Source organism: Sphaerisporangium fuscum, assembly GCF_018531465.1.
Lineage (GTDB): Bacteria > Actinomycetota > Actinomycetes > Streptosporangiales > Streptosporangiaceae > Sphaerisporangium > Sphaerisporangium fuscum.
Genome location: NZ_JAHDTF010000013.1, coordinates 58,653 through 85,182, shown reverse-complemented (window position 1 = coordinate 85,182; position 26,530 = coordinate 58,653). Strand labels below are relative to the sequence as shown.

25 protein-coding genes and 1 tRNA gene are annotated in these 26,530 nt (G+C 70.0%); 14 read left to right on the top strand and 12 right to left on the bottom strand.

The window, feature by feature from the left end:
• Position 1: 1 nt before the first annotated feature.
• Complete coding sequence (locus KIK05_RS16925; RefSeq protein WP_308249959.1) at positions 2 to 988, top strand: chorismate-binding protein; 987 nt, start codon at positions 2 to 4, stop codon at positions 986 to 988.
• An 87-nt stretch (positions 989 to 1,075) separates the two neighbouring features.
• The gene (locus KIK05_RS16920; protein WP_214411687.1) at positions 1,076 to 1,906 is read left to right on the top strand and encodes an aminotransferase class IV; all 831 of its coding nucleotides are present in this window, start codon (positions 1,076 to 1,078) and stop codon (positions 1,904 to 1,906) included.
• On the opposite strand, the gene KIK05_RS16915 is transcribed toward KIK05_RS16920, so the two are convergent.
• Positions 1,907 to 3,322: an LVIVD repeat-containing protein gene (locus KIK05_RS16915; protein WP_308249958.1), complete on the bottom strand. Its 1,416-nt coding sequence runs from the start codon at positions 3,320 to 3,322 to the stop codon at positions 1,907 to 1,909.
• 106 nt (positions 3,323 to 3,428) lie between these two features.
• Between KIK05_RS16915 and KIK05_RS16910 the strand changes: the two genes are divergently transcribed.
• A complete protein-coding gene (locus KIK05_RS16910; protein WP_214411685.1) occupies positions 3,429 to 4,028 on the top strand; it encodes a DUF305 domain-containing protein in 600 nt (199 codons plus the stop codon).
• 12 nt (positions 4,029 to 4,040) lie between these two features.
• On the opposite strand, the gene KIK05_RS16905 is transcribed toward KIK05_RS16910, so the two are convergent.
• Positions 4,041 to 4,454 carry an SsgA family sporulation/cell division regulator gene (locus KIK05_RS16905; RefSeq protein ID WP_214411684.1) on the bottom strand — a complete coding sequence of 138 codons (414 nt, stop codon included), beginning with the start codon at positions 4,452 to 4,454 and terminating at the stop codon, positions 4,041 to 4,043.
• A 519-nt stretch (positions 4,455 to 4,973) separates the two neighbouring features.
• On the opposite strand from KIK05_RS16905, the gene KIK05_RS16900 reads away from it, so the two are divergent.
• Both KIK05_RS16900 and KIK05_RS16895 read left to right on the top strand, forming a co-directional pair.
• Positions 4,974 to 5,048: transfer RNA gene (locus tag KIK05_RS16900), tRNA-Val, on the top strand.
• Positions 5,049 to 5,363: 315 nt separating this feature from the next.
• The gene (locus KIK05_RS16895) at positions 5,364 to 6,029 is read left to right on the top strand and encodes a hypothetical protein (protein ID WP_214411683.1); all 666 of its coding nucleotides are present in this window, start codon (positions 5,364 to 5,366) and stop codon (positions 6,027 to 6,029) included.
• Positions 6,030 to 6,201: 172 nt separating this feature from the next.
• On the opposite strand, the gene KIK05_RS16890 is transcribed toward KIK05_RS16895, so the two are convergent.
• Both KIK05_RS16890 and KIK05_RS16885 read right to left on the bottom strand, forming a co-directional pair.
• Entirely contained in the window at positions 6,202 to 7,212 is a 1,011-nt protein-coding gene (locus KIK05_RS16890) for a WXG100-like domain-containing protein (RefSeq protein WP_214411682.1), read from the bottom strand.
• Positions 7,209 to 7,619 (bottom strand): hypothetical protein, encoded by a 411-nt coding sequence (locus tag KIK05_RS16885; protein ID WP_214411681.1) that lies wholly within the window; start codon positions 7,617 to 7,619, stop codon positions 7,209 to 7,211. The genes KIK05_RS16890 and KIK05_RS16885 overlap by 4 nt, the downstream gene beginning before the upstream one ends.
• 85 nt (positions 7,620 to 7,704) lie before the next feature.
• Here KIK05_RS16885 and KIK05_RS16880 point away from each other — a divergent pair, with 85 nt between their 5' ends.
• On the top strand, positions 7,705 to 7,923 hold the full coding sequence (locus KIK05_RS16880) for a hypothetical protein (RefSeq protein WP_214411680.1): 219 nt from the start codon (positions 7,705 to 7,707) through the stop codon (positions 7,921 to 7,923).
• Between the two features lie 732 nt (positions 7,924 to 8,655).
• Positions 8,656 to 10,332 (top strand): TROVE domain-containing protein, encoded by a 1,677-nt coding sequence (locus tag KIK05_RS16875; protein WP_214411679.1) that lies wholly within the window; start codon positions 8,656 to 8,658, stop codon positions 10,330 to 10,332.
• Between the two features lie 461 nt (positions 10,333 to 10,793).
• Here the strand turns inward: KIK05_RS16875 and KIK05_RS16870 are convergent, their stop codons facing one another.
• From KIK05_RS16870 to KIK05_RS16860, 3 genes are all read right to left on the bottom strand, one after another.
• On the bottom strand, positions 10,794 to 10,952 hold the full coding sequence (locus tag KIK05_RS16870; RefSeq protein WP_214411678.1) for a hypothetical protein: 159 nt from the start codon (positions 10,950 to 10,952) through the stop codon (positions 10,794 to 10,796).
• A 487-nt stretch (positions 10,953 to 11,439) separates the two neighbouring features.
• A complete protein-coding gene (locus KIK05_RS16865; RefSeq protein ID WP_214411677.1) occupies positions 11,440 to 12,030 on the bottom strand; it encodes an MFS transporter in 591 nt (196 codons plus the stop codon).
• Positions 12,031 to 12,087: 57 nt separating this feature from the next.
• On the bottom strand, positions 12,088 to 12,648 hold the full coding sequence (locus KIK05_RS16860) for a hypothetical protein (protein ID WP_214411676.1): 561 nt from the start codon (positions 12,646 to 12,648) through the stop codon (positions 12,088 to 12,090).
• A gap of 214 nt (positions 12,649 to 12,862) precedes the next feature.
• On the opposite strand from KIK05_RS16860, the gene KIK05_RS16855 reads away from it, so the two are divergent.
• The gene (locus KIK05_RS16855; RefSeq protein ID WP_214411675.1) at positions 12,863 to 13,150 is read left to right on the top strand and encodes an ArsR/SmtB family transcription factor; all 288 of its coding nucleotides are present in this window, start codon (positions 12,863 to 12,865) and stop codon (positions 13,148 to 13,150) included.
• Positions 13,147 to 13,536, top strand: a complete 390-nt coding sequence (locus KIK05_RS16850; protein ID WP_214411674.1) for a VOC family protein — start codon at positions 13,147 to 13,149, stop codon at positions 13,534 to 13,536. Before KIK05_RS16855 ends, KIK05_RS16850 begins: the two co-directional genes overlap by 4 nt.
• Positions 13,537 to 13,857: 321 nt before the next feature.
• On the opposite strand, the gene KIK05_RS16845 is transcribed toward KIK05_RS16850, so the two are convergent.
• Positions 13,858 to 14,589 carry an SDR family oxidoreductase gene (locus KIK05_RS16845; RefSeq protein ID WP_214411673.1) on the bottom strand — a complete coding sequence of 244 codons (732 nt, stop codon included), beginning with the start codon at positions 14,587 to 14,589 and terminating at the stop codon, positions 13,858 to 13,860.
• Positions 14,590 to 14,738: 149 nt separating this feature from the next.
• Here KIK05_RS16845 and KIK05_RS16840 point away from each other — a divergent pair, with 149 nt between their 5' ends.
• Both KIK05_RS16840 and KIK05_RS16835 read left to right on the top strand, forming a co-directional pair.
• The gene (locus KIK05_RS16840) at positions 14,739 to 15,587 is read left to right on the top strand and encodes a LysR family transcriptional regulator (protein WP_214411672.1); all 849 of its coding nucleotides are present in this window, start codon (positions 14,739 to 14,741) and stop codon (positions 15,585 to 15,587) included.
• A 149-nt stretch (positions 15,588 to 15,736) separates the two neighbouring features.
• Positions 15,737 to 17,998 carry a catalase gene (locus KIK05_RS16835; RefSeq protein WP_214411671.1) on the top strand — a complete coding sequence of 754 codons (2,262 nt, stop codon included), beginning with the start codon at positions 15,737 to 15,739 and terminating at the stop codon, positions 17,996 to 17,998.
• 210 nt (positions 17,999 to 18,208) lie between these two features.
• Here the strand turns inward: KIK05_RS16835 and KIK05_RS16830 are convergent, their stop codons facing one another.
• Entirely contained in the window at positions 18,209 to 18,538 is a 330-nt protein-coding gene (locus KIK05_RS16830; RefSeq protein WP_214411670.1) for a putative quinol monooxygenase, read from the bottom strand.
• Between the two features lie 64 nt (positions 18,539 to 18,602).
• On the opposite strand from KIK05_RS16830, the gene KIK05_RS16825 reads away from it, so the two are divergent.
• Entirely contained in the window at positions 18,603 to 18,962 is a 360-nt protein-coding gene (locus KIK05_RS16825; protein WP_214411669.1) for a MerR family transcriptional regulator, read from the top strand.
• Between the two features lie 105 nt (positions 18,963 to 19,067).
• Here KIK05_RS16825 and KIK05_RS16820 read toward each other — a convergent pair whose 3' ends face one another.
• A complete protein-coding gene (locus KIK05_RS16820) occupies positions 19,068 to 20,555 on the bottom strand; it encodes a glycoside hydrolase family 62 protein (RefSeq protein WP_308249957.1) in 1,488 nt (495 codons plus the stop codon).
• Between the two features lie 383 nt (positions 20,556 to 20,938).
• On the bottom strand, positions 20,939 to 22,168 hold the full coding sequence (locus KIK05_RS16815) for a cellulose-binding domain-containing protein (RefSeq protein WP_214411668.1): 1,230 nt from the start codon (positions 22,166 to 22,168) through the stop codon (positions 20,939 to 20,941).
• 677 nt (positions 22,169 to 22,845) lie between these two features.
• Here KIK05_RS16815 and KIK05_RS16810 point away from each other — a divergent pair.
• Entirely contained in the window at positions 22,846 to 24,915 is a 2,070-nt protein-coding gene (locus KIK05_RS16810; protein ID WP_214411667.1) for an alpha-galactosidase, read from the top strand.
• A gap of 80 nt (positions 24,916 to 24,995) precedes the next feature.
• Here the strand turns inward: KIK05_RS16810 and KIK05_RS16805 are convergent, their stop codons facing one another.
• The gene (locus tag KIK05_RS16805) at positions 24,996 to 25,382 is read right to left on the bottom strand and encodes a YciI family protein (RefSeq protein ID WP_214411666.1); all 387 of its coding nucleotides are present in this window, start codon (positions 25,380 to 25,382) and stop codon (positions 24,996 to 24,998) included.
• A gap of 221 nt (positions 25,383 to 25,603) precedes the next feature.
• Between KIK05_RS16805 and KIK05_RS16800 the strand changes: the two genes are divergently transcribed.
• A complete protein-coding gene (locus KIK05_RS16800) occupies positions 25,604 to 26,506 on the top strand; it encodes a Sco1979 family transcriptional regulator (protein ID WP_214411665.1) in 903 nt (300 codons plus the stop codon).
• The last annotated feature ends 24 nt before the right edge of the window (positions 26,507 to 26,530 follow it).

The window sequence follows — 26,530 nt, the reverse complement described above, 5'->3', positions numbered from 1 at the left end:
GGTGTATTTCGCCCACATCGGTGGCCGCCTGGCCACCGGCCTCCGCGATGTGACCACCGACCTCGGGGCCCTGGACGGCACAGGGTGGTGGGCCGTCGTGGTCACCTACGAGGGCAAGGTCACCTGCGCCCGCTTCGACGAGGTGCGCCCGGCGCCGCTCCCGCCCGCGGCGGGCCCGTGGCCGGCGTCCCTCGACTGGACGAGCTCGCTCGACCGGCAGGGGTACGAGGACGGGGTCCGGCGGGTGCGCGAGTACATCGGCCAGGGCGAGGTCTACCAGGTGAACCTGTGCCGGGTCCTCACCGCCGAGCTGCGGGGCGAGGCCGACCCGCTGGTGCTGGCCGGGCGGCTGGCGCGCGGCAACCCCGGGAAGCACTCGGCGACCGTCCAGGTGCCCGGCATGACCGTCGTGTCCGCCTCGCCGGAGCTGTACCTGTCACGGTCGGGGAACGTCGTGGAGTCCAAGCCGATCAAGGGCACGGCGGTCACCCCGGACAGGCTGCTGGAGAAGGACCACGCCGAGAACATCATGATCGTCGATCTCGTGCGCAACGACCTGGGCCGGGTGGCCGAGGTCGGCTCGGTCACCGTGCCCGCCCTGTGCGCCGTGGAGGCGTACGGGAACCTCGTGCACATGGAGTCGACCGTGCGCGCCCGGCTCGCCGAGGGGTGCGGCTGGCCGGAGCTGTTCGCCGCCAGCTTCCCGCCGGGCTCGGTCACCGGCGCCCCCAAGTCCTCCGCCCTGCGAATCGTCAATGAACTCGAACCTGAGCCCCGGGGGCCGTACTGTGGGGCCGTGGGCTGGGTGGACGCCGACGCGCGCGAGGCCGCGCTGGCCGTCGGCATCCGCACGTTCTGGATCGAGCGCGACCTCATCCGCTTCGGCAGCGGAGCCGGGATCACCTGGGGATCCGACCCGGAGGGCGAGTGGCGCGAGACCGAGTTGAAGGCGTCCCGGCTCATCGCGCTCGCCTCCGGGAGGGCGTGAACGAGCCTTCCCGATTCCCGGCGGAAACCGGTATGCCAGGACATGCCTGCAAACATGGGTAAAACGTTAGAAAAGGAGTTTTGATAGATGAACGTTCCGGTCTGGGTCAACGGCGAGCTGATCGATCCCACACAGGCCAGCGTCTCGGTGTTCGACCACGGCCTGATGGTCGGCGACGGCGTGTTCGAGACGATCAAGTGCATGAACGGCGAGTCCTTCGCCCTCACCCGGCACCTGGACAGGCTCAAGCTCTCCGCCGAGCGCCTCGGCCTCCCCGAGCCCGATGTCGACGCCATCGCCGACGGCGTGCGGGCGTGCCTGGCCGCCGCGCCGCCGTGGCCCCTCGGCCGCATCCGCGTGACCTACACCAGCGGCAACGGCCCGCTCGGCTCCGACCGGGGCAACCAGGGCACCAACGCCATCGTGATCGTGGGCGCGCAGGCGCCGTTCCCGGAGACCGCCGCCGTCACCGTCGTCCCGTGGCCGCGCAACGAGCGCGGGGCCCTCTCCGGGGTCAAGAGCACCTCCTACGGCGACAACGCCAAGGCCCTCGCCTACGCCAAGGAGCGCGGCGGCCAGGAGGCCATCTTCGAGAACCTCGCCGGCAACCTCTGCGAGGGCACCGGCAGCAACATCTTCATCGTCCGCGACGGGCAGCTGATCACCCCGACGCTCGCCTCCGGCTGCCTGGCCGGCGTGACCCGGGCGCTGGTGCTCGAATGGTGCGGCGGCACGGAGACCGACGTGCCGATCTCCGCGCTGTACGAGGCCGAGGAGGCGTTCCTCACCTCCACCACCCGGGACGTCCAGCCGATCCGCGTGGTCGACGACACGGTCCTGCCGGTCGCGCCCGGCCCGATCACCGCCAAGGCCATGCGCGTCTTCGCCGAGCGGAGCGCGGCCGACATCGACCCGTGATCACTCGGGGTACGACACCTGGGTCTGGGCGTTGAGTTCGGCGAGCTTCACCGACTTCGCCGGGTCGGTGAGCGGATCGTCGATCGCGATGACGTCCAGGCCCTTGGTGATGTCGCTTGAGTAGATGTAGCCGTTGTAGTAGTACGCCGACCACGATCCGCCCAGCTTCGGCTCGCCCGTCGTGGTGAGCGGGCCGCGCTCGACGTAGGCGATCTCCTTCGGGTGGTCGGGGTCGGTGAAGTCGGCCACCGAGATCCCGCCCTGGTACCACGCCTGCACCAGGATGGTCTTGCCGGGGACGGGGATCAGCGCGCCGTTGTGGGCCACGCAGTTCTCCGTCTCGGTCTGGTAGCGCGGGATCTTGAAGTAGCCGCGCCGCTGGAGCTTGCGGTCGGCGGTGATGTCGTAGATCGCGTCGGCGCCCCTGGTCGGCCCGGTCTTGGCGTCGCACGTCGGCGCCACGCCGCCGCCCAGCTCGTCGGAGAAGATCACCCGGCTGCCGTCGTTGCTGAAGGTCGCCGAGTGCCAGACGGAGAAGTTCTCGGTGTCGGTGATCTCCTGGAGCACCTTGGGGCGCGCCCTGTCGGAGATGTCCATCAGGATGCCGTTGCCCAGGCAGGCCCCGGCGGCGAGGTCCTTCTCCGGGTAGACCGTGATGTCGTGGCACCCGCTGGTCGCGCCGGGCCGCGAGTCGTCGTCGCCGTCGTTGAACAGCACCGGCTGGTTGACGATCTTCGCCTGCCCAGGGTCGTCCACCGGGACCTCGATGACGGCGATGGAGTCGTGCGGCGGCTTGCAGGTCGCGGAGTTGGGGTCGGGGCCGAACGACGAGACGTACAGGTACAGCTTGGAGGGGTCCTTGCCCGGGACCAGGGTGTGGGTGTGGGAGCCGCACGCGGTGGCCAGCGACTTGACGTAGCGGGGGTGGGTCTTGTCCGAGATGTCGAAGATCCGGATGCCCTCCCAGCCCCCGAACGGGTCGCCCTTGCCGCTGTCGCACTTGTCGCCGTCGCGAGGGTCGTCCACCGACAGGAACAGCAGGTTCCCGGTCACCGAGATGTCGTTCTGGCCGCCGGGGCAGACCACCCGCGTGACGACCTTGGGCTTGGCCGGGTCGCTGATGTCGTGGACCGTGAAGCCGTCGTAGTTGCCCACGTAGGCGTAGTTCCCCTGGAAGGCGAGGTCGGTGCCCCAGGACTCCTCGCCGTCGAACGGCGCCGACAGCGGGACGTTCGCCACCAGCCTGGCGTTGGCGCTGTGCTGGACACCGGCCAGCCCCGGCGGGGTCTGAGCGGCCCCTGGAGCCTTCGTGGTGGCCGGTGGGGAGGCGGAGCCCCCCGGATCGCCCGCGCAGCCTCCCAGAAGCAGGACCGCGCCCGTCACGGACGCCAGCGCGCCGATCCGCCACCTACCCACAATGCCCCCCGTTGTCCGGCCGTATTTGGGAATCTGCCCCAGTATGGAAGCTATGTCGAACGGACGGCGTGTGTACGGGGTTTTCGTAACGGTTGCAGTGGCTTCCATGCTGGCCGGATGCACCTCGTCCGGAGCGCAGGAGAAGCCGGGCCTGGTGGCGGGCACGGGTGCGCCCGTGATCGTCCCCGGAGCCCCCGGCGACGCGGGACGTACGGCGGCACCCGGCGAGCGGGTCGCCCGGCAGGAGTCACACGCCTCCGCGGCCGACGTGCTGTTCACCGAGCGGATGATCCCCCATCACCGTCAGGCACTGGAGATGGCGGACCTCGCCCCGAGCCGTACCGACAATCCGGGTGTGCGGCGCATATGCGAGCGAATCGCCGTGGGGCAGACGCCGGAGATCGGGGTGATGTCGCGCTGGCTGCGGGCGCTCGGCCGCGAGGTCCCGGGAGAGCACACCGGGCACACCGGGGCGGACGGGTACGGCATGGCGAGCCTCGAGGAGATGAACCGGCTGCGCGCCTCGCGCGGCGCGGCGTTCGACGAGCTCCTGCTGCGCCTGATGATCAGACATCACGAGGGCGCGGTGAAGATGGCGGGGGAGGAGCTGGCGGGCGGCACGGACCAGACCATGCTGAAGTTCGCGCAGGACATGGCGTCCGGCCAGCGGATCGAGATCGACAGGATGCGCGGGCTGCTGAAATGAGAGCCTGGCGGCTCAGGAACTCCAGAGCATGTTCGACAGCTCTTCGTCGAGGTCCATGAAGTCGGTCTCGCGGCCGGCCGCCACGAGCTCGTAGGTGCGGTGCAGGAACTCGGTGAGCGGCGGCAGCGGCACCTCGAACAGGGCCTGGCCGAACGGCGAGGTCAGGCTGATGTTGAGCGTGCGCTCGCCGTCGGCCCGCGCGGGCCACACCTGCACGTCGCCGTCTCCCACCCGCCTCACGATGCCGACGGTCAGCAGTTCGCGGGCGAAGATCCACTCGACCGGTTCGTCGTTCCCCACGTGGAAGGCCATGCGTATGGCGTACGGGTCATCGGCCGTGTAGCTGAGGCCGGCGAGCAGGGGGACGGTCGTACGGTCGGGGACCACAAGTCGAAGGCCCAGCTCGGCAGAGACGGTGGCATTCATCGTCAGCCAAACCTTTCGTCGGTGGGTCCCCTGCGCGGGGCTTGGGTTGCGGTGCTCTGAAGGACTTCGCGCGGAGCTATGTCAGCGCAACGAAGAGACCTGCAGGAGAGATTCCGCTCCTGAGCCCTTCTGTAACGCATATCACAGCGCGACATTTGTGCCTCTACCTGGTCAAACATCGCTTACAGGTGCGTGTTTGCAAGGGTTTTGCGGTCGTTCCGGTCGTCCTACGGGGCATCTACGGGTGTCTCGGGTTAAAGATCATAAGTGGTGCGATTCGGATGAGTATGGGGCATGACGATGCTATGACAACAGAGCGCCACGCCGCCGGACTCCCGCCAACCTTTCGTGATCGAGTTCTGCGACCGGGCCCCCGGAGGCCACTCTGATCATGCTCCGGGCGGCCTCCCGGGCCCTCCTTGATCGCAAACCCCCGTCACTTCGCCAGCACCCCCCGAAGTGAGGTATGGTTTTCCCCGTCGGCAAGGCCGCTCCAAGCGGAGAGGCCCCGACGAGCAGGGGCGATTAGCTCAGCGGGAGAGCGCTTCGTTCACACCGAAGAGGTCACTGGTTCGATCCCAGTATCGCCCACCAGCTCAAAGGCCGCTTCCCATTCGGGGAAGCGGCCTTTTGATCTTCTGCGTGTCTAACTGCGTGACCAATCGCCCTCCTCGGCCCGGGGAACCACCGGCCCGGAACGATCGCCGGACGTCGCCGGCGAGCAGGGGAGTGCCGTAGCGGGTGCAGAACACCAGATCGAGGTCCTCCCAGCGGGCGGGAGTACGCAGGAGTTCGTGGACGCTTTGAGAGTGCCGCCGAAGACCTGTCACGGCTTCCCCACGTCAGCGGAAAGCGGCCGCTGAGGGCGCCGGCTTCACGAGATCGAGCACACGATGGTCGGAGGCAGGCATGACCGAGGATGACCTTCAGCGGCTACGTGCCCAGTCGTCACCCGACGACTACACCTCCATGGCCGACCTGGCGAGGGCTCTCTACTCGCAGGGGCTCGGCCCCCGCGAGGTAATACGGGAGTGCTATGGCGCCGACTTCCCAGAGGAGTTCTTCGTCCTCGCCGCGGCGGACCCCGTGTCGTTGGATCTCATGGTGACCTGCACCCGTCTGCCCTGGCAGCTGGCCGTACCCCTCGATCGTGGCGGCCCCGCTGCGCGGCCCGGCGCCCTGGAGGACATCGAGCGCAAGGTCTTCGCCCGTGACCCGGACCTGGTCCCCCTCTTCCTCGGTGTCGGCCACGACCTCAGTCACGGCGGCAGTGTGCACTGTTACAGCCTGGCCGAGCTTCGGGCCGGACGGACGACCATCTTCGGGGTCTGGAAGGACGTCGAGCCGCACAACGAGGTCACACGCAGCGGCGACTCTCTGCTCGCGGTCCTGCGGGAGCACCACACGCAGTACGTCGAATGGCTGGAGGAGATGGCCTGGGACCCGGCCGATGTACGGACCGACCCGGTCGACGAGGGGGTCGTGGACGAAGTGCGCGAGTTGATCGGGGTGGTCGAGGAGTTGCAGCGCCGGGCGACACTGCCGAAGCCGCCGTCGGCCATGCCCTCGCGCTGATCAATGGCAGCCGCTCCCGGTCACACCGTCGTTCGGCATGATCCAAAAACCATGATCATTGCTTCACGCCGAAGAGGTCACCGGTTCGATCCCAGTATCGCCCACCAGCAGGTCAGAGGCCGTTCCCGGAGCGGCCGGCAGAGGCCCGGCACCCGTCGGACAGGACACCGCGCTACGACGGCGACGACGGCTTCGCCGAGCGGACCCCGTGGATCAGGAACTTGGTGAGCCACGTCTCCCAATCGGTGGGAACAGGGTTGCCCGTCGGGTTGATCTCCAGGTTGTTCACGATGCTGTAGGCCACCGAGCCGGACATCCGGCTGAGGAAGTCGCCCCAGCGGGTGTTCCTCGGGGCGTAGCGGAGTACCTTGCTGAGGTCGTACATGCCTTCGAACGCCATGTTCGCCGCGAACGCCTGCCAGAACTGGACGGCGTTCGTCTTCATCGAGAGGACGTCGGTGCCGTTGATGTCCTTCTGCACCCCACTGGCCTGGTAGATGCCCCACTGCATCCCCTGCTGGATCCCGGCGTAGGCGACGCTGTCGAGCGTGTAGTAGAAAGCGTTCTGGACGATCGTGTGAACGCTCATACGGAAGATCTTGAGCTGTATCCGGGCCAGATCCTGGAAGTACTTCTTCATGATGCGGTCTTGGACGAACTTGCTCATCCCGCCGGTGATCCACCCGTACATGGAGGTCATCAGCATGTTGGCCCAGAGCTGGACCGCCATCACGATCAGTACGTACCGGACCGTCTCGACGCAGTCGGCGTAGGCGCGGCAGGCTCCGGCGACCCGCCGGCAGTAGGCCGCGACCTCTGTGGGATAGGCCGAAAAGCCCTGCGGCCGGGCGGGCGGGGTGGCGCCGGCGTACGGCGCGGGTGAACCGGCGCCGGCTCCCCGCCACATCGCCTTGAACGCCTCGATGCCTGCCCCGGAGTTGTCGAGCCACACCCGCCGGGCGACGTCGTCCGCCGCGACGAGACCCTCGTCGATCTTCTTGGCGAGGCCGTCGAAGATCTCCGCGGCCTTGCGCGAATCGCCGGGGTCGCCCTCAGGCCATTCGACGGCGAGCATCGCCGTGACGAACGTGGCGTGCGCCGCGACTCCGAGGGTGGCCGTGGTGGCGACGGGACGAGTGTTGGCGAGTCTCTTGAAGGCCCCGAACGGAATCGCCGGGCTCACGTGACCTTGGCCTTGGTGGTGGGAACGGTGAGGTCCCCGTCGTAGACCTTCCGCACCATCCCGCTGATGGTGGCCCAGTCGGCCGCCGCGACGTTCACGCCGGCGACCGCGAGCTTGTCGCCGATGCTCCGGTAGCCCACCTGGATGGTCAGGCCGTGTTCCACGATCTCCTCGGTGGCCGCACGGAAGCCTTTCTGACCCTCGGCGCCGGCGTAGAACAACCGGCCGGACTCGTCATCGCCCCAGAACGGGCCGAGCGCGGCCAGGGCGGTCATCGCCTGTGCCATGGCGTCGGCGAGGGCTTCCTGCTCGTCGTGGAAGTCTCCTCCCCGCTTCGCCAGGTTGGCCGGGGTGACGTCGGTGGGTGGCAGGCCACCGATGTCGGATGGGTTTGTGGGGCGTGCCAAAAGTGGATTCCTCCTGCGCCGAAGCCGAAGCCGAAGCCGAAGCGGACCTGTCACGTTAGACACGCATGGTTTCCACGGCTTTAAGGTGACGTTACTGACCGTGATCCTCAGCGGGCGTGAGGCGGCGATGACCGGCCTGGCCGGCACGGCCACCGCCGACAGCGCCCATGACCCGGCCGTCGAGCCCGGCGTCTACCGGATCCGGGGCGTTCCGCCCTCGGCGGGACGCGGCGTACTGCTCGCGTTCGTGCGCTCAGGCGGCGGCACAGCGGGCCTATCGGGCGCGGAAAGCAGCGTGACATGAAAGGCCGGCGCGGATTGTGTCACCATTTCCGCGTCCGCCGATAATCGCTGTCTCCGCGACGCCAGGCACGGTAGCGTTGCATACAGTTCATCGGGCTTGGAGCGGACACGGGTCGAAGGACATCGGTTATCTCTTCAAATGCGATGCCGCCGGTGGCCGTCCCCACATCCGTGTCGGCTCCCGGCCCGGTGAACTGGTCAGGTCTGGTGCCGGCACGGGTCGAAGCTCGTCGGTTATCCACTTCTAATGGGGCGGTCGCGGGTTCGAGTCCCGCCACAGGTTCGCCTGTGTAGCTCAGTTGGCAGAGCACCAAACGGCCGGTGGGCGCGCCCATATCCGTTCCGGTTCCAGACCTGATCGTTCGTCGGTCCTGCCGGTGGCGCGGGTCGAATCTCGGTCTGTTATGCCTTCCAAGCGGGTGACGCGGGTTCGAATCCTGCCGGGACCTTCCGAGGGTCCGTCGTCCAGCGGCCTAGGACATCTGAACGCCGGTCGGAACTCCCATATCCGTGCCGTCGGCAGGGCTGACGAACAGCGGGGGAGAGCGGGTCGAAGTTTCGCCGGTTATCGCTTCGGGTGCCGGGGGTCGCAAGGTTCGAATCCTTGTCACGGGGACCAACGACCTCGTGTAGCTCAGTGGCAGAGCACCGTGAAAAGCCGGTGGACGATCCCATATCCGCTCTCCTCACCCCCTTACATCCGCCGCAAGGCGGGTCGAACCTGGAGGCCGGTATGGCTCGTGATCCTCTCGCGTTCGTATCCACGATCGCGACCCCTCAGACCCAGCGCATCCCCGGCCGGGCCGATCAGGTCCGCAACGCGGCCGGCGGCTACGTGTACGCCAAGGACCTGTGGACCCGCCTTGAGGACTTCCTGATCCTCGGCACCACGGGCGGCACCTACTACGTCGGCGAGGACAAGCTCACCGCCGACAACGCCGACGTGCTGTTCCAGGCGATCGCCGAGGACGGCCCGCGCGTCGTCGCTCTGCTCACCGACATCTCGACCGCGCGTCCGCCGCGGGCGCCCAAGAACCGGCCCGCGCTGTTCGCTCTCGCCGCGGCGTACGCCAAGGGAGACGCCGACACCCGTCAGGCCGCGAAGGTCGCGCTCGCGAAGGTCGCCCGCACCACCGACCATCTCGCGAGCTTCTTCGGCTACTACAAGAACCTCGGCGGCAAGGCGACCGGCCGCGGCACCGCCCCCGTCGTGGGCCGTGGCCTGCGGACCGCTCTCGGGTCGTGGTTCCTGGAGGGCAGCCCGGACGACGTCGCGTTCCGGGCGTGCAAGGCCGCCCAGCGCAAGACGCCGAGCGGTGAGGCGTTCAGTCTGCGCGACGTGCTCCGGATCGCCCACCCGGCAGCCGACAACGAGCAGCGCAAGACGCTGTTCGGGTGGATCGCCGGCAACGTCACCGACGACGAGGCGCGCGACGAGCTGCCCTCCGTGGACCGGTTTCTGACTGCGAAGGCGGTCACCTCCGTCGACCAGGCGGTCCGCGTCGTGACCGAGGCCCGGGTGCCGTGGGAGTTCCTCCCCGACGCCATGCTCCGCGAGGCCGCGGTGTGGGACGTCCTCGTCGACACCATCGGCTTGACGGCCCTGCTCCGCAACCTCGCCCGCATGACCCGCCTGGGCACGATCAACCCCATGAGCGACGCCACCCGCCGCACTGTCGCACGCCTCACCGACGGCAACGCACTCCTGAAGGCCCGCATCCACCCCATGGACGCGTGGCTCGCCATGCGCGTCTACGCCTCGGGACGCAGCCGGCCCAACCCGCGGGCCGACGTCCAGACCTGGAAGCCGGTCCCGGCGATCCTCGACGCCCTGGAGGAGACCTACGAGCTCGCCTTCGGCACTATCGAACCGTCCGGGAAGCGGCTCCTGGTCGCTGTCGACTCCTCAGGATCGATGAGCGGTAGCCACTACGGCGGCGGCCAGGTCATGTCCGGAGGGTCGCCGCTCGGCACGCCGTACGAGGTCGGCTGCGCCATGGCCGTCATGCTCGCCCGCATCGAGAAGGGCAACGTCCACGTCATCGACGTCGACACCTCCGTGCACGCCTCCAAGGTGACCCCGCGCACCAACCTGCGCGAGATCGCCTCCTGGCGCCCGTCCGGCGGCGGCACGAACCTGTCCCTGCCGTTCCTGTGGGCAGCTCAGGAACGCCTCGACGTGGACGGGTTCGTCGTCTTCACCGACAACGAGACCTGGGCCGGCCGCGCCCACCCATCGCAGGCACTCACCGCCTACCGGCACAGCTACAACGGTGATGCCCGTGTCGTCGTGGCCGCGATGACCGCCGTGGGGAACTCCATCGGAGAGCCGGCCGATGCCGGCGTGCTCAACATGGCGGGGCTGGACGCCTCACTGCCGATGGTCGTGAACGGGTTCATCCGAAGCTGAAAAGTCGGCGCGCGAGTGGCGAAAGCCGCTGTTCCGCGCGCCGACCGGACAAGATCCCGCAAGCATGCAGCGATACCCGCAGCCGTAGGTGTGCCCTTTGGAGGAAATCCGGAGGGCTTTCTGTTTTCTTTGGAGGTGTCCATGACCCCCGAAGACACACCCAGTCGATCCCGACATCCACTCTTCGGAGGTCGCCACCCCATCGCAGGCCGCGGAACGGCTCGGGGTCCCCGCCGGCACGATGCGCTCGTGGATTTCCCGGAATCGGAACCGTATCCAGCCCATCGGCACGATTGGCCGATACAATCTCCATGACCACCGGGAAAGCCGACGCAGGTGGGTTCGACTCCCGCACCCGCGACGAAGGGCGTCAGGCCGGTTTCGGCGCTGGCGCCCTATCCAATCTGGGGGCGCCCCATGGGAAACGCAGCCTGTCCGCCGTCCCATGACGCTCCTCGCTGTCACGGCGCCGGCCGGTCGATCTCCCGCAGCACCTCCGGGGCGGACATCTGCTCTGTTTCGACGCTCTTCCGTTCGATGCGCGCTAGAGATGCGCGGATCGACCCTGCCCAGTCGTCGAGCATTTCCTGCCTGACCTGCCTCTTTCCGTGTTCAGCCATGCCGAGAGGGTACGCCGTCCGCTGCTCGATCTTCGGGAGCCCACGCTTGACCCTCCCGCTCATAGCTGGATCTGGGTGAGCATCCCTCGTCGCCGCGGCGTTTGGTGCGCACGAACCGCGAGTCCGGGGCTATAGCAGAGAACCCGCTCCACCCTCTTCTGTTGGCCCGATACGGGCTCCTGCAAGGGCCTCTGGTGGCCAGCGCTTACCGGTGGCTCGCCATGATGACCAAGAGAACTATGATGCCCACGATTGAGACTATGACTCCAAAAGGACCCATATCCTCCCACTGTGGTGGCGTGCGCCCCTTGTCGGACTTTTCGCCCATCCTCCGAACCCTCTGCTGATGCTCGTAATCCCGTTGGTTCTTGCGCATCCTGTCGATGTCATCGAAGGGCATTGGAGTGTTCCCCTTCCGCTCGTTGCTACCGGCTGTAGCAACGATGGCACAGCAAGTCTTTCCTTGGGGGTAATAGCATCGTTCCATTCACACATCACCCGAATGCTCCCGACCTGCGATAATCGTGACCGCTCTTACCTCACGGCCGGGGCGGGCTGGGGGGACGGTGAGCTTGCCGAGCCCGAGCAGGCAGGCGAGCATGGCCGCGGCGGCGAAGGCGGCGGCGGACGCGTATCCCCCGCGGGCGCCGGTCGTGTCGATGATCTGGCCGACGGCGGCCGAGCCTACGGCGGTGCCGACCGAGATCGCCGAGGTGAGCCAGGCCATGGCCTCGGTCTGCCGATTCGGTGGCGCCTGCCGCTCGATGAGGCTGAACGCGCTGATCAGCATCGGTGAGACGGCCAGCCCGGAGCAGAGCATCACCTCGGCGAGGACGGTCAGCCCGGGCATCGCCCAGAACGTGGCCGTTCCCGCCGCGGCCGCGCCCAGGGTCAGCGTGAAACGGCGCCGCAGCGAGGCGTGCCAGGTCCGAGATCCGTACCACAGGCCGCTGGCCGCGCTGCCCAGGGCGTAGCCGCCGAGGATGAGGCCGGCCAGCGGCTTGTGTCCATGCTCCTGGGCGAAGGCCACAGTGGCCAGGTCGATCGCGGCGAGCATCGCGCCGAAGAACAAGCCCAACCGGTGCCAGCGTGACCAGGCCTCGCGCGGGCAGCAGGGGCCCGCGGACCCCGCGCCCTACGGCTGTCGCGCCCGCAGCGGCCGTCGCGCCGCCCGTCGCACCGGCCGCGCCCGCCGGAGGTTCGGTGGCACGCTGCACGGCCAATAGCAGCGAGCCGGCCACGCACGTGGCCGCCGCCACCTCCAGCCCCGACGCCGGGAGATCTCGGTGGCCAGCAAGGTGACCAGCACCGGCCCGGCCACGAAGAGCACCTCGTCCGCCACTGATTCCAGCGAGAAGGCGGCCTGCAGCAACGGCGAGCCACCCAGTAGCGCGCTCCACCGAGCCCGCACCATCGAGCCGAGCTGCGGGGTAGCGGCGCCGGCCAGCCCGCTGCGGCCCATCAGCGCCCAGCCCGGCGCGCGCAGGTGCGCGCAGGCGATGAGGCCGACGGTTGACACCCCGTACAACAACATCAGCGGCGGCAGCACCCGGCCCTGGCCGAACCGGTCGGCGAGCTGGGCGACCAGCGGTGACACCAGCGCATATCCAGCCGACCCCGCGGCGGCCACCTCGCCCGCCAGCCCGTACCGGCCCCTGAGCGAGGCGACCAGCAGCACGGTTCCCAGGCCGGTCATGCCGATCTGCAGCCGTCCGACCAACCCCGCCGCGCAGAACCGCAACGCTCCCGGAAATGGCGCACGCGTCCGACCCGTATCAACTCATTTAGGGCCGTCGCCGCACGAGGCGGACGGCCTCGAGGGATCGGTGCGGCGGTGGGGTGAGCCCGCGACGTGGGGCGGCGGCGGGTCCGCGTTGACAGGCAAGTGGATACTTGCCTAGTGTCGCCGCATGGGCGATGTCTTCAAGGCACTCGCCGACCCCACCCGGCGGGCCATTCTCGACGAGCTGACCGAGCGTGACGGGCAGACCCTGTTCGAGATCTGTGTCCGCCTGACGAGTCGCCATCAGCTGAGCCTGACCCGGCAGGCCGTATCCCAGCATCTGGCCGTGCTGGAGGAGGCCGGGCTGATCACGACGCGCAAGCAGGGGCGGTACAAGTTCCACCACCTCGACACCACTCCTCTGGCCGCCATCTTCGAACGGTGGCCGGTCAACAGGAAAGGACAGGCACCGTGAAGATCTACGTCACCAGCGTGTTCGTGGACGACCAGCAGAAGGCCCTCGACTTCTACACCGAGGTGCTGGGCTTCGCCAAGAAGCACGACATCCCGCTGGGTGGACCCCGGTGGCTGACGGTCGTCTCACCCGAGGACCCCGAGGGCACGGAGCTGCTGCTTGAGCCGGACGGGCACCCGGTGGTCAAGCCGTACAAGCAGGGGCTGGTCGCCGACGGCATCCCGGCCGCGTCCTTCCAGGTAGCGGACGTGCAGGCGGAGTACGAGCGGCTGCGCGCGCTGGGGGTGACGTTCACGCAGGAGCCGCTGGCGGCAGGGCCGGTGACCATGGCGGTCTTCGACGACACCTGCGGGAACCTGATCCAGATCGTGACCCCGGCCCAGTAGCGGGCCCCCCACCTCAGCGCGTTCCGGAAGACCCTGAGTAGCGGCCCTCGAGCGCGGCCGGCGAGTGGGCACCCCCCGGAGGCGACGGCCGCCTTCGGCGCGGCGTGCGCGCCGAAGCCGGGCAAACGCGCCGTACGTCCGTCACCAGGGCACCACCGCGCGGCGTGCGCGCCGGAGCCGGGCAGGCGCGCCGTACGTCCGTCACCAGGGCGCCACCGCGCGGCGTGCGCGCCGGAGCCGGGCAGGCGCGCCGTACGTCCGTCACCAGGGCGCCACCGCGCGGCGTGCGCGCCGGAGCCGGGCAGGCACGCCGTCCGTCCGTCACCAGGGCACCACCCCCGCGTCCTCGAAGAACCCGCCGGTCGGGCCGTCGTCGGGCAGGGTCGCGAGCCGGATCGCGATCGCCGCGCCCTGTTCCGGAGTACGGACGCCGCGGTACCCGTTGAGGTCGGTCGCGCAGTAGCCCGGGCAGGCGGCGTTGATCAGGATGTTGGTGTCCCGCAGTTCCCTGGCGTACTGGATCGTGACGGCGTTGAGGAACGTCTTCGACGGCGCGTACGCGGCGGACAGCGGGCCGACGGTGAACTCCGAGGCGGGATCGCTCTGCCGGGTGAGGGAGCCGACGGTGCTGGACATGTTCACGATCCGGGGTGACGCGGAGCGGCGCAGCAGCGGCAGCATCGCGTTGGTGACGCGGATGACGCCGAGCACGTTGGTCTCCACGGCCGCCCGCACGGCCGCCGGGTCGACCTTGGTGGGCTCCTGCGGCAGGCCCCCGGTCACGCCCGCGTTGTTGACGAGCACGTCGAGGCGGCCGGCGCGCTCCTGGACCAGCCCGGCGGCGGCGGCGACGCTCGCGTCGTCGGTCACGTCGAGCGGCACGCCGAACGCGTCGACGCCGGCCGCCCGCAGCTTCTCCACCGCGGCTTCCCGGCGCTCCTCGTCCCGGGCGCCGACGCCGACGCTCCAGCCGAGGGCCCCCAGACCGGCCGCGATCTCGTATCCGATCCCCTTGTTCGCGCCGGTGACCAGCGCGATCGTCTGTTCGGTCATGTGTTCCATCCTGTCCGCGCCCCCGGCCCGGCCTCCAACACCGTTTGGGTGGGCAGTGATACCTCCCGGGTATCGATCCAGGGCGCGCACCGTCCCGCACCCGGCTTTCGGCGGCCCGGCACCGACCGTCCCCCGGGTACCGTTGCGGCATGGAGACGCGGGAGCTGCGGTACTTCGTCGCCGTCGCCGAGGAGCTGCACTTCGGGCGGGCCGCACAGCGGCTCGGGATGGCGCAGCCGCCGCTGTCACGGGCGATCCGGCAGCTCGAACGGCGGCTCGGGGTGGCGCTGCTGGAACGCACCAGCCGCACCGTCACGCTGACCGAGGCCGGGTCGGTGCTTCTGCGTGAGGGCCGGGCGGCCCTCGACGCGGTCGCCGCCGCCGACCGCCGTACCCGCCGCGCCGCCCTCGCCGCGACCGGCCACCCCGGCCTGGTCCTCGTCACCAAGGCGGGAGCCTCCAAGGAACTGCTGTCCAAGCTCCTCGACTCCTACGCCGCCGAACCCGGGGCGGTCGCCGTCGACGTGCTCCTGTGCGGGATCGGTGAGCAGGAGCGGCTGCTGCGCGACGGGCGGGCCGACGTGGCACTGCTGCACCGGCCGTTCGACTCGACGGTCGGCTTCGACACCGAGGAGCTGTGCGCGGAGGGGCAGGTCGTGGTCCTGCCGGCCGGGCACCCGCTCACCGGTAGGGCCCATCTGCGGATGGCCGACGTCACCGCGCTGCCCGGCCTGCCGATGCCGCGCTGGCCCGGCCGCGACGGCACGTACCCGCAGGGCCCCGGCCCGCAGGTTCGCGACAATACGCAGTTGCTTCAGATGATCGCGCTCGGCCGGGCTTCGGCGATCCTGCCGGAGTCGTGCCGGGCCCATCTGAGCCCCGACCTCGCCGCCGTGCCGGTGCTGGACGCGCCGACGGTGACGACGGTGATCGCCTGGCCGCCGCACAGCCGGTCCCGGGCCCTCGCCGGGCTCGTCCGGGCCGCGACCCGCCTCTGACGGCGGCGCTCTCCGCGAGCTCCCGCCTGCCCGCGTCGTCTCCCGTCACCCGTCGGCCGCGCCAGAGGCGCGGCCGGATGTTTCGCCCTCCTACCTGTGGGTACGCGCGCCGGACCTGGTCGTACCCACATTCTGGAGGAGTTCGCCGTATGGATGCCAGCAAGCCCGCCAAGGCAGTCAAGGGCGCCGTGGAGAGCGCCGCCGAGAAGGTGGCCGACTTCCTCACACCGGACGTCCCCGGTTCGCCGGGCAGTGCCCCGGCGACCGTCGAGGAGCCGGTGACGCCGCAGGACCCGCTGCCCCCGAAGAAGGAGCAGGGCGCTCCCGCGACCGTCACGCCGACCGGAGCGGAGACCGGCGCGCCCGCCACTGCCAAGGGGCAGCAGGGCGCCTACCTCACCACCGCGCAGGGGACGCGGCTGCGCGACACCGACCACTCGCTGAAGGCGGGCGAGCGCGGTCCGAGCCTGCTGCAGGACCACCACCTGCGCGAGAAGATCACACACTTCGACCATGAACGCATCCCCGAGCGCGTCGTGCACGCCCGGGGCGCCGGCGCCCACGGCGTCTTCGAGGCCTACGGCACCGCCGGGGCCGTGACCAAGGCAGGCTTCCTGAAGAAGGGGAAGAAGACCGACGTCTTCGTGAGGTTCTCCACCGTCCTCGGCTCACGCGGATCGGCCGACACGGTACGCGACACCCGCGGCTTCGCGACGAAGTTCTACACCGACGAGGGCAACTTCGACCTCGTCGGCAACAACATCCCGGTCTTCTTCATCCAGGACGGCATCAAGTTCCCCGACGTCATCCACGCGGGCAAGCCGCATCCGGACCGGGAGATCCCGCAGGCGCAGAGCGCGCACGACACGTTCTGGGACTTCGTCTCCCTGCACACCGAGGCACAGCACCACACCATGTGGAACATGTCCGACCGCGCGATCCCGCGCTCCTACCGGACCATGGAGGGCTTCGGCATTCACACCTTCCGCCTGGTCAACGACGCCGGGGAGACGGTGCTGGCCAAGTTCCACTGGAAGCCCAAGCTCGGCGTGCACTCCCTCACCTGGGAGGAGGCGCAGATGCTCGGCGGCATGGACCCCGACTTCCACCGCCGTGATCTTTACGACGCGATCGAGGCCGGCGCCTTCCCCGAATGGGAACTCGGCATCCAGGTGTTCCCGGACACCCCGGACGAGACCTTCGAGGGCATCGACCTGCTCGACCCGACCAAGATCGTGCCCGAGGAGCTCGCGCCGGTGCGGCCGATCGGGAAGATGACGCTCAACCGGACGCCCACGAACTTCTTCGCCGAGGTCGAACAGGTCGCCTTCCACCCAGGGCACCTGCCGCCGGGCATCGACGTCACCAACGACCCGCTGCTGCAGGCGCGCCTGTTCTCCTACCTCGACACCCAGATCACGCGGCTGGGTGGCCCGAACTTCGCGCAGATCCCGATCAACCGTCCGCACTGCCCGGTGAACGACATGTTCCGGGACGGCTTCCACCAGCACGCCGTCCACGCCGGGGTCGCGCCGTACCGGCCGAACTCCCTCGACGGCGGCAACCCGTTCGTCGCCGGCGACGACGAGAACGCGTTCGTCGACGTACCGGTCGAGGTCGCCCGGGCCGGCAAGGTCCGCGCCAACCCCGTGTCCTTCGACGACCACTACAGCCAGGCCCGCCTGTTCTGGCTGAGCATGTCGCCGGTGGAGAAGGAACACATCATCCGCGCCTACACCTTCGAGCTGGGCAAGTGCTACGAGCAGGCGATCAAGGAGCGTCAGCTCCAGTGCCTGGCGAACATCGACCCGGTCCTCTGCCGGGAGGTCGCCACCGGCCTGGGCCTTCCCGCGCCCGCGCCGGCTCTGCCGCTCGCCGACCCGGCGCCCAGTCCCGCGCTCTCACAGGTCGGCAAGGAGTGGCCGGCCGACGGCCGGGTCGTCGGCATCGTCGTGGACGACGACGCCGACCTCGACGGCGTACGCGAGCTGCGCAGGGCCGTGTTCACCGCCGGCATGGTGCCGCTGCTGATCGCCCCGCACGGTGGCATGCTGGGCGACATGCCGGTGCAGCGGACCTTCGCCACTGCCCGGTCGATCGAGTTCGACGCGCTGCTGCTGGCCGCCGCGCCTGCACCGGCGCCCGACGCCCTGCCCGCGCGCGACGCCAAGGCGGGCGCCGGCGACTCCGCCGTGGTGGACCCGCGCGTGACGCTCCTGATCGACGAGTGCTGGCGGCACGCCAAGACGATCGGGGCCTGGGGCGCCGGTGCGACCGTGCTCGCGCACGCCGGGGTCACAGGTACGCCGGGCGTGCTCATCGGCGACTCGGCCACGGAGGTCTTCACCGACGTGCGGCAGTCGATGGCCACCCACCGGGTCTGGGAGCGGTTCCCCGCCTCGGTCGCCTGACGGCCCGCACCGGACGGCGAGAAGGCGGCCTCACCCTGCCGCCCAGCGGCGCGGCCCGCTCGCGCACGCCGTCGATGCCGTGACCGGGGCGCCGCCGCCGGACGGGGTGACCGACGACGGCAAGGGCGCCGAGCAGCACGGGCCGCCGGGCGAGCCATGACAGGCCGGCCCGGCCCGGCGGCCGGCACCGCCGGGCCGGTCGCGGGCCGGTCAGGCCGTGATGGCCGGATAGGGGCTCCTCATCACGCCGAAGTAGGCCTCGGGAGTTCCTTCCATGTGGTGGGGCAGTTCGGCCATGAACGCACGCAGCAGCGGGGTCGCGTTGTGCCGGTCGAGGTCCTCCTGCGACCGCCAGATCTCGTAGAGGAAGAACCGGCCGTCCTCCTGCTCGTGGAGGTGGTACTGAAGGCTGCCCTCGTGTCCCCGGGACGGCTCGACGAGGTCCGTCAGAAGCTTCCTGAGCTCATCGGCGTGCCCGGGCTTGGGGGTGAGGAATCCGTAGAGGGAAACGGGCGCTTGTGCCATCGATGTCGTGGTCATGTGCTGAACGTTAGGATGTGACATCGGTGTGAGTTTCAAGTCGCTTCCCTGTGGGGTGGGTCACGTGAAGATCGGGGAGCTGTCCCGTGAGACGGGCGTGGCCATCCGTCTCCTCCGTTACTACGAGGCCCAGGGGCTGCTCACCTCCCGACGCAGCGAGGGCGGCCACCGCCTCTACGGTCCGGAGAGCCCCGCCACCGTCGCGCGCATCCGCACCCTGCTCGCCGCCGGGCTCCCCACCAAGGTGATCCGGGACCTCATGCCCTGCTTCGCCGGCGAGGGCATCGAGCTCCAGGCCTGCGTACTCGACCACATCAGAGCCCAGCTGGCCGACCTGGACTCCCGCATAACCGACCTCACCCGCGCCCGTACGGCCCTCGGCGACATCCTCGAAACCTCCACCCGAGCCCTCGCCCGCACCTGAACCCGCCGTCAGGCACCCCCGACCCTGAACCTCGTCCGCCCCCGAACCGGGTGTCGTGGGGAGGGCCTGTGTTCCGGACTCCTGCGGCAGGAGCCCGGAGTGCTGTCAGCAGGTGGAGTTGGTCTGGGTGAGCAGGCCCAGGCGCCAGGGCAGGGAGTTGTAGTCGCCGCCCGCGCCGGGGTTCAGGCCCTGGTAGAGGTAGCGGATGTTGCAGGGGCTGATGGTGAGGGTCTGGTCGTCGCCGTCACGGATCATCTCGCCGTGGCTGATGTCCTTGGTCCACGGGGTGCCGTCGAAGGTGACGTTGCTCGCCCGGGCGAAGGGGTTGCTCTCGCTCGCCGCCAGCGGTGTCCATGATCCGCCGATGCCGGGGGAGGTCCAGGACCGGAAGTAGCGCCGGCCGTCGCTGCCGATGGCCTCGACGATCAACAGGTACTGGTTCTGTCCCTTGACCTTGTAGACGTTGCTGGCCTCGAACACGTTGTTCTTGTTGGAGTCCTGCAGCGCGATCACCGGCTGGGAGAAGCCGTTGGGGAAGTCGGCCACGGTGGTCTGCGAGCGGTAGAGGTGGCCGTTGTCGTCGGAGGAGAACAGGTAGCAGTTGATGTTGTCGCAGATGACCCACATGTCGACCCAGTAGCCGTTGCCGATGTTCTGCCGGATGATGTCCGGCATGCCGGAGTAGAAGTTCCTGGGCGCGCTCCAGGACCTGGGGTCGCTGATGTCGCTGGTGGTGGAGTACGACGCGTTGCCGGTCTGGTACACCAGGTACCACTTGTTCTGCGGGGCGAAGTAGAAGACCTCCGGGGCCGCCCGGTAGCCGGTGCCGATGCCGCTCTGGTCCAGGTAGTACTGGGGGGCGGAGGAGGCCTGCGACCAGTCGGTGAAGCTCGTGTAGACGAGGTTGTACCCGGAGGAGTTCGCCGTGCTGGCGAACACGTGCCACTTGCCGTTGTAGTAGACCACCGAGGGGTCCTTGATCCCGGCGATGTTGTGGGTGGCGTCGGACCTGGGGGAGATCAGCGTGCCGCTGGAGTGCCAGCGGAAGCTGGAGGGCAGCGTCCCGGTCCCTCCCGTCGGGGTCGGCGTGGGAGTGGGCGTGGGCGTGGGGGACCCCGGCGTGCCGGTGCAGGGCACGCCGTTGAGGGAGAAGGCGGTGGGCGCCGGGTTGGAGCCGGTCCAGGAGCCGTTGAAGCCGAAGGACACGCTGCCTCCGGGAGGAATGGCGGCGTTGTAGCCGGCGTCGGAGACCGTGGCCGACGCGCCGGTCTGGGAGGCGGAGCCGTTCCAGGCCTGGGTGATCTGCTGGCCGGCGCCGAAGGACCAGGCCAGCCGCCAGCCGTTGACGGCGTCGCCCAGGTTGTCGATGGTGACGGCGGCGGTGAAGCCGGTGTTCCACTGCGAGGTGATGGTGTAGCCGACGCGGCAGGCGACGGCCGCCTGCGCGCCCGGCGCGTTCAGCATGCCGATGCCTGCCAGCAGCAGGAGCGGGGCCGCGAGCATCGCCGTCAGCCGCCTGCGGGCCGGTCGCGGTACGGCGGCCGTGCCGGCGGCGGGCGGACGGGGCGCGGATGTTCGCCACGGTAGGCGCACGTGTCCTCCTGGTCATCTCGATGGCCCATGTGAATGGGCGTCATGCCGACCGGGCCGGGGAGGAGGCAGCGCGGGCCCAGGTGGGTTGTTACCGTTAACATCCTCCGCCGGACGTCGGTGGTGCCGGGAATGGTGGCTGTGCGCGGAGCAAACCGGACGGGAAGAGCCGCGTCAACGACGGTCGTCCGCCCCGCCGGCCCGGTCGCTCCGCATCCGCTCCCTGACCTCGCGGTCGAGCCCGGGCGACGACCGGTCGGCCGGGTCCGGACCCTGAAATTTTCAGGGCGCCCTTCCCTGACGTTCGCTGGAGATCGGCCAGGGAACACCTTCATCGCCGTCATCCGGTGCGCTCCGGGGCCGGTGGGGCCCCGGAGCGCGGGGGATCAGTAGCCGTAACGGTTCTTCAGGTGGCGCCACCAGTCGCGCAGCATCCACTTGTCGAACTCGGTGATCTGGGTGGCGCTGCCCGCGTTCATGATGAAGCAGCACACCCCCGTCGGCGTCCAGTCGTAGAAGTCGTCGATGCCGAAGCCGTGGCCTATCTCATGCAGGAGGATGTGGATGTTCTCGCTGTCGAGCGCGCCCACGTAGTACTCGCTGCCGATCCGCTCCCCCCAGTCGCCGCCGGCGCCTCCGGTCATGCCGGCCGTGAGCCACAGCGACAGGTCGTAATGGTGGGCCGCGCCTCCTGGGCAGCCGGAGTAGTCGCCGTCCTGGTGGAAGAACCGGCCGCACGGCGGCGCGCACTGCGGGGCGTTCTCGTTGATGTCGCCCACGTAGACGTCGACCGAGTTGTCCGTCCACTCCAGCAGGCCGCGGTCGCGTACGGCCCAGCCGACGACCTTCACGTTGACGTCGGGGTACGGCCAGCCGTTCCACCCCTGGAGCTGGTCGATCCACTTGTTGAACTGCCGGGCCAGGTTGGCCTGGACACGGTCGCGGAGCGCGGCGGACACTCTCGCGCCGGAGTCCCAGCGGACGCAGTAGTTGATGTTGCCCTTCCCCGCCATGATCTGGTCCCAGATGTAGTTCCTGAACCCGTACAGGTTGGGATAGGTCGACTCCACGTGCTGCCACACCTGGTTGAGCGGGGTGACGAGGTTGGCCGGCGGATTCCAGGCGTCCCCGGAGGGCGGCGGAGTCGGTGTGGGTGTGGGTGTGGGGGTGGGGGAGCCGGGAGTGCCCGTGCAGGGCACCCCGTTGAGCGAGAAGGCGGCCGGCGCCGGGTTGGAGCCGCTCCAGGAGGCGTTGAACCCGAAGGACGCGCTGCCCCCGGCCGGGATCGCGGCGTTGTACCCGGCGTCGGAGACCGTGACCGCCGCGCCGCTTTGCGAGTACGTGCCGTTCCAGGCCTGGCTGATCTGCTGGCCGGCCCCGAACGCCCAGCTCAGCCGCCAGCCGTTCACGGCGTCGCCCAGGTTGCTGATGGTGACGTCGCCGGTGAAGCCGTTGCTCCACTGCGAGGCGACGGTATAGGCGACGCGGCAGGCGACGGCCGCCTGCGCGCCGGTCGCGTTCACCAGCCCGGTCGCCGCGGCCAGCAGGAGGGGGAGCAGGAAGACCGCGAGCCGCCGGCGCGAGGTGCCGGCGCGCGTTCGCCACGGTGAGCGCATGTGTGTCTCCTTCGTCATCGTGTACGCCTCGGCGTCACCGGGCGGCTCCTGGAGGAACGGGGCTTCCGGGACGACCGGGTGTGCCGGGGGCGCCTGGCGCCGAGGCGGCCCGGACGAGTGCTGTTAGCGCTAACAAAAGGTTCGCGTCACAGGGGATTCCTCCGCTGCGGTGGTGGTGCGGAGCCAACCCCACGCGACCGGCTCCGTCAACGGGCCGTCCGTCCTCGGCGCGGCGGGTTCGCGAGGGGAGCCTTCTCATCTGGCCGTTCGGGTACGGGGCGCGGCGCCCGGCCGTCCGGCGGCGTGAAACGTTCACTGGTGCGAGCCGGACCGGGCGGCCGCGCGTTTCCTCCGCTTTCCCGCCTCGCCGCCCGGGCGCCGCGTGCCGTCGACCCCACAGGGCGGTCTGACCGGGAGGGGAACCGCCGTCAGCGTTCGGATGGGCATCCGGCAACCGTTTTCCTCCTGTGCGACGGCTGTCGGTCAGCCGATCACCGGTCAGAGACCGCCGTCGACGGTCACGAGAGATCGGATCTCTGCCGCCGCCGGCTCTCGTCACGGGCGCGGTGTTCCGCGAGACTGTCCATTGATCGGCTTACGCGGGCCGAGGACGCCGGTGGCCGCCCGCCGGCGGCACGTCCAGGTCCGTCCCGGACCGGCACCGACGAAAGGACAACATGATCGTCCACCAGCCCGAGCTGCGGCTGTGGGTCCTGTCCGGCCCCACCGGCTCGTACGTCCTGTGGCTCGACGAGGAGGACCGCCCCCTGGTCCTGCACTGGGGGCCGCGCCTGACCGCCGAGCAGGCGGCCTCCCTCCTCGACCTGCCCCGGCCCGGGTTCTGGCCGGTCGAGAACACCTCCGAAGGCATGGCCGACCTCGCCGCCGCCGGCGGCCTTCGCTACGGCGCGGCCGGTTTGCAGGTGCGCTTCCCCGACGGCACCCGCGACCTGGAGCTCGCCTTCACCGGTGAGAGCCACACCGAGGACACCCTGGTCCTCACCTTCGCCGACCGGCACTACCCCCTCACCGTCGAGTCGCACTACCGGCTCCGGGGCGACGTGATCGAACGCCACCTGGTCCTGCGCAACGCGGGCGAGCCGGTGACGCTGGCGCGGGCCGACTCGGCGACCTGGGTCGTCCCGCCGCTGGCGGACTACCGGCTCGGCCACGTCCACGGCCGCTGGGGGGCCGAGACCCAGCTCACCCGGGTGGAGCTGCCGTACGGCGAGACCGTGCTGACCAGCAGGCGCGGGGTGACCAGCCACCACGCCAACCCCTGGGCCATGATCGACGACGGCACCGCCACCGAGGAGCACGGCGCGGTGTACTCCTGCGCGCTCGCCTGGAGCGGCAGCTGGAGGCTCACCGCCCAGCGGCTGCCCACCGGGCGCGTCACCCTGTCCGCCGGGTTCGGGCACGACCCGGTCGTCCTCACCCTGGAGGACGAGCTGGTCACCCCGGTGTGTGCAGGGATGTACTCCCAAGGCGGGTTCGGCGCGGCCAGCCGCGCCTGGCACGACTACCAGCTCCGGCACGTCCTCCCGCACCCCGGGGAGCTCAGGCCCGTCCTGTACAACTCCTGGGAGGCCACGGGCTTCGACCTGTCGCTCGACGGGCAGATCGCGCTGGCCGAGCGGGCGGCGGCGATGGGCGTCGAGCTGTTCGTCATGGACGACGGCTGGTTCGGCGCCCGGACCCACGACGCGGCGGGCCTCGGCGACTGGTACCCCAATCCGGCGCGGTTCCCCGAGGGCCTGGCGCCGCTCATCGCCCGCGTGCACGAGCTCGGCATGCGGTTCGGCCTGTGGGTGGAGCCCGAGATGGTCAACCCCGACAGTGAGCTCTACCGGGCCCACCCCGACTGGGTGATCCACCAGCCGCACCGCCGGCGTACCGAGCACCGCAACCAGCTCGTGCTCAACCTGGCCCGCCCCGAGGTCGCCGAGCACCTGCACCGCACCCTGGACGAACTGCTCGCCAAGAACGCGATCGACTTCGTCAAGTGGGACATGAACCGGCCGTTCACCGAGGCGGGGCAGCCGGGATCGGACGACCACGACCGGCTGTGGATCGGCCACGTGCGCGCCCTGTACGCGATCCTCGACCGGCTGCGCGAGGCTCACCCGCACGCGCGGTTCGAGTCGTGCAGCAGCGGTGGCGGCCGGGTCGACCTCGGCATCCTCTCGCGCACCGACCAGGTGTGGACCTCCGACAACACCGACGCCCTCGACCGCGTCGAGATCCAGCACGGCTTCTCCCAGCTCTACCCGACCCGGGTGATGGCCGCCTGGGTCACCGACAGCCCGAACCCCATCACCGGGCGCGAGCTGCCGCTCGACTTCCGCTTCCACGTCGCCATGGCGGGCGTGCTGGGTGTCGGCGGCTCGCTCGACAAGTGGACCGACGGCGAGCTCGCGCGGGCGGCCGAGCTGGTCGCCGACTACAAGCGGATCCGCCCGATCGTCCAGCACGGTCTGCAGTACCGCCTCGCGCACGGCTCCCTCACCGGTGTGCAGTACGTGCTCGGCGAGCAGACGGCCGTGCTGGCCTTCCGTACGGCACGCCGCTTCGCGCAGGCCGAGCCCCCGCTCGCGCTGCGCGGCCTCGACCCGCTGGGGCGCTACCGGGACATCGCGAGCGGGCGGGAGTACCACGGGGCCGTCCTGCTCACCCACGGGATACCCCTCGGCATGGGGCCGGGCGACTACGCCAGCACGATGATCCACCTCGTCCGGGAGGCGTGACCCCGCACCACCCGGGGCCGCCCGACGCGGCCCCGGCGTGCGGTACGGCCGCCGGCGGGCCTTCCGGGCCCGCGGGCTCCTCAGGCGGGAGCGGGGCCGCCGTCCTCCGGGCCGAACACCTGGCGGACCTCCGCCTCGCCTTCCCAGCCCGCCCAGTGCTCCCTGTGGATCTCCATGAACCGCCTGGCCAGCTCCACGGCCTCCTCCTTGGAGCCCACCCGCACCATCGCGTACCCGGCGACCAGCTCCTTGGCCTCGGCGAAGGGCCCGTCGATCACGCTGACCCTCCCCTTGGCCACCTTGATCTGCGCCCCCGTCACGAGCGGGGCCAGGCCGCCGCTGTCGAGGACCACGCCTGCCTTGGCCATCTCCTCGCCGTGCCGCGCGATGGCCTCGAGCAGCTCCTGCGGCGGAGCGCCGGCCGCCGCAGAGTCGGGGTCGCCCTTCATCATCAGCATGAACCGCATCGTCGTTCCTCCTTGCCGGGCAGGGCTCCCGCCCGGCCCTCGATCTCGTCTCACCCGTGCGTCGAACGGACGGCGGCCGACTCGACAGCGGGGGCGGATAATTTTTCCCGAGGCACGACAGTGATCACCAACACAACCGATACCGGTACTCCGGGGCCCGGTGAAGTGAGAGGCTTGAGGGCACCGGCAGGCGGTGACGGTCCCCGCTGCGGAGAGGGAGCATGAGCGGCACTTCGACCACAGATGATCTGGAAGGCGACCACGTTCTGGATCGGAGGCAGGCGGGTCCCACGGTCTTCCGGATGCTCGTCGGCGCGCGGCTGCGCCGGTTGCGCGAGGACAAGAACATCAGCCGCGCCAAGGCCGGCTACGCCATCCGGGCGTCCGACACCAAGATCTGCCGTCTGGAGCTGGGGCGCACCGGCTTCAAGCTCAGGGACGTCGCCGACCTTCTGACCCTGTACGGCGTCACCGACAACGCCGAGCGCGAGATGCTTCTCTCCATGGCCGAGCAGGCGGGTGTACCCGGCTGGTGGCAGGCCTACAGCGACGTCATGCCCCCGTGGTTCGAGCCCTACATCGGGCTGGAGCAGGCCGCGAGCGTCATCCGCACCTGGCAGGTGGGGTTCGTGCCGGGCCTGTTGCAGACCGAGGACTACGCGCGGGCGGTGCTGGGCGTCGGGCGCGGCGTGACCCCCGCCGAGCTGGAACGCCGCGTCCGCCTGCGGATGCTGCGGCAGCGCATCCTCACCGGGCCGGGCGCGGTGAAGCTGTGGGCCGTGATCGACGAGGCGGTGCTGCGGCGGCCCTTCGGGGGCGCGGCCACCATGCGCGCCCAGCTCGACCATCTCATCCGCATGAGCGAGCTGCCGAACGTCACCATCCAGATGATGCCGTTCGGCGCGGGGGGCCACGCCGCGGTGGGCGGGCCGGTGTCGATCCTGCGGCTGCCGCCCGCGCAGCTTCCCGACGTCGTCTACCTGGAGCAGCTCGGCGGCGCGCTGTACCCCGACAAGCCCGCCGAGATCCAGCAGTACTGGGACGTGATGAACGAGCTGTGCGTCGACGCCGAGCGCCCGGCCGAGACGGTCGCCGCGATCCGCGCAATGCTCAAGGACCTCTGACCGGCGCGCGACCGGGGCCTGGGG